The sequence below is a fragment of the Streptomyces sp. CNQ085 genome (assembly GCF_022614595.1).
GTDB lineage: Bacteria > Actinomycetota > Actinomycetes > Streptomycetales > Streptomycetaceae > Streptomyces.
On sequence record NZ_JAJFAU010000014.1, the window covers coordinates 1 to 8,039 of the forward strand.

Genomic DNA, 8,039 nt, shown 5'->3' on the forward strand with positions numbered 1-8,039 from the left:
GGGCGCACCGTTCCCAACGGTGCGCCCGGCGGACCGGCTCGGGTGGGTGGGCGGTCAGCGGGCCAGCCGGTGGGCCTCGGCCAGGTGGCGGATCGCCATGGCGTAGTCGCCGGAGGCCAGGGCGTGGTCGGCGTCCGCGGTGCGGGACACCGCGTGCTCCGGAGCGCCGTCACCGGTCTTCAGCAGGGTGTCCTGGGCGATGTCCCGGGCGACCGAGGCGAGTTGGTCCGCCTGGAGGTAGGAGTCGACCCTCGACTTCTCCAGCGGGGCGGCGGCCCGGGTCAGGTGCTTCAGGACCGCGTCCGCGCCGCGGACCGTGCCGTCGGACTTCCAGTACCGGTTCTTGAGGGCGAGGCGGACGTGGACGGCCGCGACGCGGGAGGCGATGTCGCGGCGGTCCCGCAGCTCTTCGCGGACGTCCTCCAGCCGGTCGCGGGCGCCGTCGGTGCGCAGACCCCAGCCGTACGGGTAGAGCGGGTCGTAGGAGGCGTCGCCGACGTTGACCGGAACCTGGGCGGCCGAGCGCGGCCAGCTCACCGGCAGGCGGCCGGTGAAGGGCCGCTCACCGAAGAGGGTGTCGGCCACACCGGCGCCTTCGGTGCCCGGCAGCCAGGAGGCCACCAGGGCGTCGATGTCGCCGAGTCGGTCAGTGATGATCTGCGGGCGTCCGGAGACGATCAGCACCGCGCAGTCCATGGCGCCGCAGACGGTGTCGACCGCCTTCCTGTCGGCCTCGGACAGCTCCAGGTCGTGCCCGTTGCCGACATCGCCGACGCCCTCGGCGTACGGGGTCTCGCCGACCACCACGATGCCCGTGCTGTGCCCGTCGGTGGGCGCGGAGGCGTCCTCGCTGAAGGTGACGGAGGCGTCCGGGGCGGCCTGGCGGATTCCCTCCAGAATCGTGGTGCCCTCGGTGATGTCGCCGGAGGAGCCCTGCCAGGAGATGGTCCAGCCGCCGGCCTGGTTGCCGATGTCGTCGGCGTTGGAGCCGGCGACGTAGAGCTTCTCGTCGCCGCTCAGCGGCAGCAGGTTCTTGTCGTTCTTCAGCAGCACCTGGGAGTCGGCGGCGGCCCGGCGGGCCAGCTCGCGGTGGGCGGCGGAGCCGACGGTGTCCAGGTGGGTGCGGTCGGCGTAGGGCTTCTCGAACAGGCCGAGCTGGAACTTCTTGGTGAGGATGCGGGTGACCGCGTCGTCGATCCGCGCCATGGGCACGGCGCCGGAGTCGACCTGCTCGCGCAGGGTGGAGGTGAAGCCCTTGTAGTCGTACGGGACCATGATCATGTCGAGTCCGGCGTTGATCGAGGTCCGCACGTCGGAGGCGTAGTCGCCGGGGATCTGGTCGATGGCCTGCCAGTCGCTGATGACGAACCCGTCGAAGCCGAGGTCGCCCTTGAGGACGTCCGTGATCAGGTCGGCGTGGGCGTGCATCCTGACCGGACCCTGGTCGTCGCCGAGGAAGTCGACGCTGGAGAAGGACGGCATGACGGTGCCGACTCCCTCGTCGACCGCCTCCACGAAGGGGGCGATGTGGACGGTCTCCAGCTCCTTGCGCGTCGTCCTCGTGACGCCCTGGTCGATGGTGTAGGTGCCGGTGGTGGAGGAGCCGAACTCGGTGCCGCCGTCGCCGACGTAGTGCTTGGCGGTGGCCAGCACCCGGTCGGCGTCCTTCAGGTCCCGGCCGTCGGCGCGGCCCTGGTAGCCCTCGACCGCCGTGGCCAGTCGCGTGACCAGCGCCGGGTCCTCGCCGAACGCCTCGTACGCCCGGCCCCAGCGCTCGTCGCGGCTGACGCACAGGCAGGGGCTGAAGTTCCAGGGGACGCCGGTGGCGCGGACCTCCTTGGCGGTGACGTGGGCGGTGTCCTCCACCAGCTCCGGGTCGCGGGCGGCTCCGAGGCCGGTGTTGTGCGGGAAGACGGTGGCGCCGACGACGTTGTTGTGGCCGTGGACGGCGTCGACGCCGTAGATCAGCGGGATCTGCAGCCGGGTCTGCTGAGCCCGCAGCTGGAAACCGTCGACCATGTCGGCCCAGGCCCCGGGGGTGTTGGGTGCGGGGTTGGAGCCGCCGCCGGACAGCAGCGAGCCCAGTTCGTAGGAGGCGATGTCGTCCTGGGCCTCCAGGGCGCCGCGTTCGGCCTGGGTCATCTGGCCGATCTTCTCGTCCACCGTCATCCGGGAGAGCAGGTCCTTCACCCGCTTGCCCACCGGGAGCCGGGGGTTCTGGTACGGCAGGCCGTGCGCGTTGATGACGACGGTGGGCGGATCGTCGGGGGCGCGTGCGCCGTCGGCGGAGAGGGTGATGGGGATGGTCTTGGCGGTGGCGGGCTCCGCGCTGCGCTCGGTGTCGACGGTGAAGGTCTTCGCCGTGCCGGAGGGGGTGCCGGCCGGGAAGGTGAGGGTGCCCCCGACCGGGGTGTAGTCCTCGCCGGGCTCCGCGGTGCCCTCGCCGGTGGCGTAGGCGACGGTGACGGGCTCGGCCAGCGGTACGCCGCCGGTGGTGCCCACGGACACCTCCACGGTGGCGGTGCCGCCGTGCTCGACGGTGTGGACGGGCCGGTCGGTGGCGACGCGGGCCCGCACCCCGCCCACGCCGTACAGCTCGACCTGGTCGAACTCCAGGGCGCCGGAGGCGGTGGGCAGGTTGACGGCGTAGCCCCACATCCGGGTCAGGTCCAGCACGCCGTCGTCCGGGGCGCCGGCGGGCTGGTAGTCGGGGCGCCGGACGAAGTCCTCGAAGGGGGTGCGGACCTGCTTCCAGCCGTCGGTGTCGTCGGTGAAGTAGCCGGCCCACAGCTCGGCCTGACCGGCGTTCGGGCCGCCGTCCTTGACCTCGAACTGGACGCGCTCCCCGCTGCCGGTGCCCTTCACCCAGAAGGAGAAGCCCTCATGACCGCTCCAGTCCTCGGCGCCGGTCAGGGCGTGGTCGAAGCCGCCCCAGGCGGTGATGTCGTACTCCACGCGCATGGCGCGGTTGAAGGCGTTGGCGCCGGGACGGGCCTCGGCGGCGACCTGGCTGAGCCGGGGGGTGTCCCCGGGGGTGCTGCCGTAGGTGCCGATCGGGCCGGGCACGGCGCCGTCGAAGTCGTCCAGGACGCGGTCCTGTGCGGCGGCCGACGCGGCGGGGGTCAGACCTGAGGCGAGGAGGGCGAGGAGGGCGCCGAGGGTCGCGGCGGCCGTTCTCCGGCGCCGCCTTCGCAGGCCGCCTCCCCCGGGTCCCGTTGCTGTGTGCGGTGGCTGTCCCATGGCGGCTCCCTCGGACGCGGTCGACGTCTTCAGCACTTGAACGCAAGAAGGCACAGGTGCACTGTCATGCGCACGGCGCTGATCCTGTACGCGACCGGATGGGGCGTCAATACCCTTGATTCGTGAACCTTTTGGAGGTGGAAGCCCTCCCGGTACCCCCGGCGACCGGAGAATGAGAGCGCTCTCGGAATCGTGGCAGATGAGGGGCCCGCAGGGCGTTCGCAACCGCCCCGGCGGGCCCCGGCCACGCCTTCGCACACCGGATGCCCGGCGAACGGTCAGTCGCCGCCCGGGTAGCGGACCCCGACGCGCTCGCGGACGGCGTCCAGCGTCGCCATCACCGCGAGCGTCCCGTCCAGCGGCACCAGCGGGGACTCCGTCTCCTTCTCCCGCAGGCAGCGCATCACCTCGGCCGCCTCGGGCCCGTAGCCGGTGCCGCCCCCGGCCCGCGGCACCCGGACCTCCTCGGCCTCGCGCCCCTCGCGGTGCAGGACGAAGGACTCCGGCGCGAAGAAGCCGTGCGGCAGCTCGATGCGTCCCCTGGTGCCGCTGACGGCCGCCACGGTGGGGCTCGCGGAGGCGATGGAGCAGGAGAGGGTGGCGACGGCACCGCTGTCGTAGCCCAGCAGGACGCCGGTGGTCTCGTCCACGCCCTCGGGCGTCAGATGGGCCCAGGCGGCGACGGAGGAGGGCTCGCCCAGGACGAGGTGGGCGAAGGAGACCGGGTAGACGCCCAGGTCCAGCAGGGCGCCGCCGCCCAGCCGGGGGTCGCGCAGGCGGTGCGAGGCGTCCGAGGGAGCGACGATGCCGAAGTCGGCGTGGACCGAGCGCACCTCGCCGATCGCGCCGTCCGCGACGAGTTCGAGCATGCGGCGCACCACCGGGTTGCAGTAGGTCCACATGGCCTCCATCAGAAAGACGCCCCTGCGGCGCGCCAGCGCGACCATCTCCCGGGCCTGGGCGAGGTTGAGGGTGAGCGGCTTCTCGCACAACACCGCCTTGCCCGCCTCCAGGCAGACGGTGGCGGCCTCCAGGTGCGCCGAGTGGGGCGTGGCGACGTAGACCACGTCCACGTCCGGGTCCGCGGCCAGCGCGGCCCAGCTGCCGTACGCGCGCGGAGCGCCGTGCTCGCCGGCGAAGCGGCGGGCGGACTCCGGCGAACGCGAGCCGACCGCGAGGAGCTCGCCGCCGGGCAGGGTCACGAGGTCGCGGGCGAAGGCTCCCGCTATGCCGCCGGTCGCGAGGATGCCCCATCTGATCGTGTCGTCAGTGCGTGTCATGTGCTCCCCCGGGTGCGGGTCGGATACGGCGCGGGCGTGTCGGTGGTCACCCTAATCCAGGGTGCAAGCGGCTCGGACCGGCGCCCGCAAGGCCCGGCGAACGGCTTACGACGGACAGCGGTACGCCCAACGGCGGGCGCGCGGACGGGCCGTCCGTATGGTGTACGCGGTCCGGCGGGGAGCGGGCCACCGGGCCGGGCGGGCTGCGTCCGGGCGTCGTCCACGAGACGGGTGCGAAGCGGGGGACGGGAGAAGCGGTGCGCCGAGCGCTTCGGCGATCTGGACGTCCTGTTTTCGGCCGCAGCCGCATCCCCCTGGGACACCACCGCCACCATGGCCGACAGCGGATCGCTGCGGCTGCTCACCCCCGGCTCACCCGCCGACCGGGGCTCCCAGCCGTACCGCACCCACATGACGGCGGTGGTGGAGGCGGGGCGGCTGGAGGCGGTCGGGCCGCACCGGCTGCCGCCGCGCGGCTGAGCACCCGGCGCGCGCCGGGTCCGCACCCCGGGTCCGCGCGCCCACGTTTGAAACCGGGCTCCGGGGCGATCCTCACTCCACCGTCCATCCCCGCGGGAGGAACTCCGTTGGAGACCTGGCAGGCCGTACTGATCGCCGTCGGCGCGGTGCTCGCCGTCGCGACGCTGGCCGTCGCGGCCGTTCTGCTGGTCAGGCTGGTGCGCACCTATCTGCTCCTGCGGGGCGCGGACGTCCCCGTGAGCGCCAGGGCCGCCTTCTGGGTGGCGCTGGTCTACACGGTCTTCCCCCTCGACCTGCTCCCGGATCCGGTGTACCTGGACGATGTCGGCCTGCTGCTGCTCGTCCTCCACCACCTGGGCGCGGTGGCACGGAGGTACGGGCGGGCCGGCGGGGAGGTGGAGCTCCCGGAGACGCGCCGCCGGCGCTGACGGACTCGTGGACACGCCCCGCCCGCCTCCCCGGACTACCCTCGTCGCATGACACAGCGGGACGAGGGGGAGAAAGGGGCGGCGGCTCCGGTGGAGGGCGCGGCCCCGGTGATCGATCTCAACGCCGACCTGGGCGAGGGCTTCGGACGGTGGGAACTCACCCACGACGAGGCGCTGCTCTCGGTCGTCAGCAGCGCCAACATCGCGTGCGGCTTCCACGCCGGGGACCCCTCCACCATGCGCCGGGTGTGCGCGCAGGCGGCCGAGCGGGGGGTGGTGATCGGCGCCCAGGTCGCCTACCGCGACCTGGCCGGCTTCGGGCGGCGGCCGATGGAGGTCCCCGAGGACGAGCTGGCCGACGAGGTCGCTTACCAGATCGGCGCCCTGCGGGTGTTCGCCGAGTCCGCCGGGGCGCGGGTGGCGTACGTCAAACCGCACGGCGCGCTCTACAACCGCGCGGTGCACGACGAGGGCCAGGCGCGGGCGGTGGTGTCCGGGGCGCTGCTGGCGGGCGGGAGACTGCCCGTGCTGGGGCTGCCCGGGTCGCTGCTGCTCATGGCGGCCGAGGAGGCCGGGCTGCCCGCGGTCGCCGAGGCGTTCGCCGACCGCGGCTACACCACGCGGGGCACACTGGTGTCCCGGCGGGAGCCGGGAGCGGTGATCCACGAGCCGGACGCCGTGGTCTCCCAGGCGCTGGGCATCGCGCTGCGCGGGAGTGTGGCCGCCGGAGCCGGCGTGGAGGTGGCCGCCGGAGCCAGGTCGCTGTGCGTGCACGGCGACACTCCGGGCGCCGTCGCGCTCGCCCGGCGGGTGCGGCAGGCCCTCGCGGAGGCCGGGGTGCGGATCGAGGCGTTCGTGCCGTGAGGGTGACGAGGGTGCTGCCCGTGGGCAGGCGCGCCCTGCTGCTGGAGGTGGGCAGCGCGGAGCGGGCCCAGGCCCTCCACGCCGAGCTGGCGCGACTGCGGGCGACCGGCGAGCTGCCCGGGGTGGAGGAGATCGTGCCGGCGGCGGCCACCGTCCTGCTGGACGGTCTGGAGGACCCGGGGGCGCTGACGAGGTGGCTGCGGGGCAGGGAGTTCCCCGGCGCCGCCCCGGCGGGCACCGCCGCGGTGGTGCTGCCGGTGCGCTACGACGGACCGGATCTGGCCGAGGTGGCGGCACTGTGGGGGGTGGACGAGGAGGAGGCGGTCGCCGTCCACACGGGTACCGAGTTCCGGGTCGCCTTCTGCGGGTTCGCCCCCGGATTCGGCTATCTCACCGGGCTGCCGGGGGAGTTGGGCGTGCCCCGCCGCGCCGTCCCGCGCACCTCGGTGCCGCCGGGCTCGGTGGGGCTGGCCGGTGCGTACACGGGGGTGTACCCGCGTACCTCGCCCGGCGGCTGGCAGCTGATCGGCCGGACGGACGCGGTGCTGTGGGACGTGTGCCGGGAGCCTGCCGCGCTGCTGGCCCCGGGCACCCGGGTGCGGTTCGAGGCGATGCCGTGACGGGCGGAGGTGTGCTGGAGGTCCTGCGGCCGGGGGCGCTGACCACCGTGCAGGACCTGGGCCGGGTGGGCCTGGCGCATCTGGGAGTACCGCGTTCGGGGGCGCTGGACTCCCCCGCCCACCGGCTCGCCAACCGTCTGGTGGGCAACGCGCCCGGGGCCGCGACGCTGGAGACCACCCTCACCGGGTGCGCGGTGCGCCCGGACCGCGCCGTGGTGGCAGCGGTGACCGGTGCTCCGTGCCCGGTGCGGATCGGCGGCCGTCCGGCGCCGTGGGGAGCGGCGGTGCGGGTGCCGGGCGGGGCGGTGCTGGAGGTCGGCGCCGCGCGGGCCGGGGTGCGCAGTTATCTGGCCGTGGCCGGCGGCGTCGGTGTCGGGCCGGTGCTCGGCAGCCGGTCCACCGATCTGCTGTCCGGGCTCGGTCCGGCGCCGCTGTCGGCGGGGGCGCGGCTGCCGGTGGGACCGGCGCCGGGGCCCGTGCCCTGGGCCGACGCGGTGGCCTCCGCCGCTCCGGGACCGCCGTCGGGCGAGCTGGTGCTGCCCCTGGTGCCCGGGCCGCGTGAGGACTGGTTCACCCCGGCCGCGCTGCGCGCGCTGGCCCGAGGGGTCTACCGGGTGTCCGCCGAGAGCAACCGCGTCGGGCTGCGGACCGAGGGGCCCGCCCTGGAACGGTCGGTGCGGGGCGAGCTGCCCAGCGAGGGCATGGTGGCGGGTGCGGTGCAGGTGCCGCCGGGCGGCGAGCCGATCGTCTTCCTCGCCGACCATCCGACCACGGGGGGTTATCCGGTGGTCGGCGTGGTGCCGCGGGAGGCGCTGGCGGGGGCGGCGCAGGCAGTGCCGGGGCTCCGGGTGCGTTTCGTCCCGCTGCGGCGCTGAGCGCGCCGGGCGCCTGGGCCTGGCCGCCCGGGCGCCCTTCGCTGCCGACCTCGCGGGAGACGCGGGTCTCCTCGGAGGTGAACAGCGACAGCTGGTCCACCATGCCGTTGAAGACCGTGGCGATCCCGCCGAAGTCTCCGTCGCGGACGGCCGTCAGGCCGGCCGGGAGCTGCCCCAGCTCCCGCTCCCCCGCCTTGCCGGTGCTCCGGCCGCGGGGGGGGGGGGGGGGGGGGGGGGGGGGGGGGGGGGGGG

Annotated in this window: 6 protein-coding genes and 1 pseudogene; 5 read left to right on the plus strand and 2 right to left on the minus strand. The window is 74.7% G+C overall.

Features of this window, described 5'->3' with window-relative positions:
* Positions 1-54 precede the first annotated feature (54 nt).
* Together LJ221_RS04710 and LJ221_RS04715 are read right to left on the minus strand one after the other, a co-directional pair.
* Complete coding sequence (locus LJ221_RS04710; RefSeq protein ID WP_241713978.1) at positions 55-3,240, minus strand: glycoside hydrolase family 3 N-terminal domain-containing protein; 3,186 nt, start codon at positions 3,238-3,240, stop codon at positions 55-57.
* 278 nt (positions 3,241-3,518) lie between these two features.
* Entirely contained in the window at positions 3,519-4,520 is a 1,002-nt protein-coding gene (locus LJ221_RS04715) for a Gfo/Idh/MocA family protein (RefSeq protein ID WP_241713980.1), read from the minus strand.
* Between the two features lie 197 nt (positions 4,521-4,717).
* Here LJ221_RS04715 and LJ221_RS04720 point away from each other — a divergent pair.
* From LJ221_RS04720 to LJ221_RS04740, 5 genes and pseudogenes are all read left to right on the plus strand, one after another.
* Positions 4,718-5,000: pseudogene (locus LJ221_RS04720) on the plus strand (YfcE family phosphodiesterase); the annotation flags it as partial.
* 107 nt (positions 5,001-5,107) lie between these two features.
* Positions 5,108-5,428, plus strand: a complete 321-nt coding sequence (locus tag LJ221_RS04725) for a hypothetical protein (protein WP_241713981.1) — start codon at positions 5,108-5,110, stop codon at positions 5,426-5,428.
* A gap of 108 nt (positions 5,429-5,536) precedes the next feature.
* A complete protein-coding gene (locus LJ221_RS04730) occupies positions 5,537-6,292 on the plus strand; it encodes a LamB/YcsF family protein (protein ID WP_241714050.1) in 756 nt (251 codons plus the stop codon).
* Positions 6,289-6,912: an allophanate hydrolase subunit 1 gene (locus LJ221_RS04735; RefSeq protein ID WP_241713983.1), complete on the plus strand. Its 624-nt coding sequence runs from the start codon at positions 6,289-6,291 to the stop codon at positions 6,910-6,912. Before LJ221_RS04730 ends, LJ221_RS04735 begins: the two co-directional genes overlap by 4 nt.
* Positions 6,909-7,787 carry a biotin-dependent carboxyltransferase family protein gene (locus tag LJ221_RS04740; RefSeq protein WP_241713985.1) on the plus strand — a complete coding sequence of 293 codons (879 nt, stop codon included), beginning with the start codon at positions 6,909-6,911 and terminating at the stop codon, positions 7,785-7,787. The genes LJ221_RS04735 and LJ221_RS04740 overlap by 4 nt, the downstream gene beginning before the upstream one ends.
* Positions 7,788-8,039: the final 252 nt, after the last annotated feature.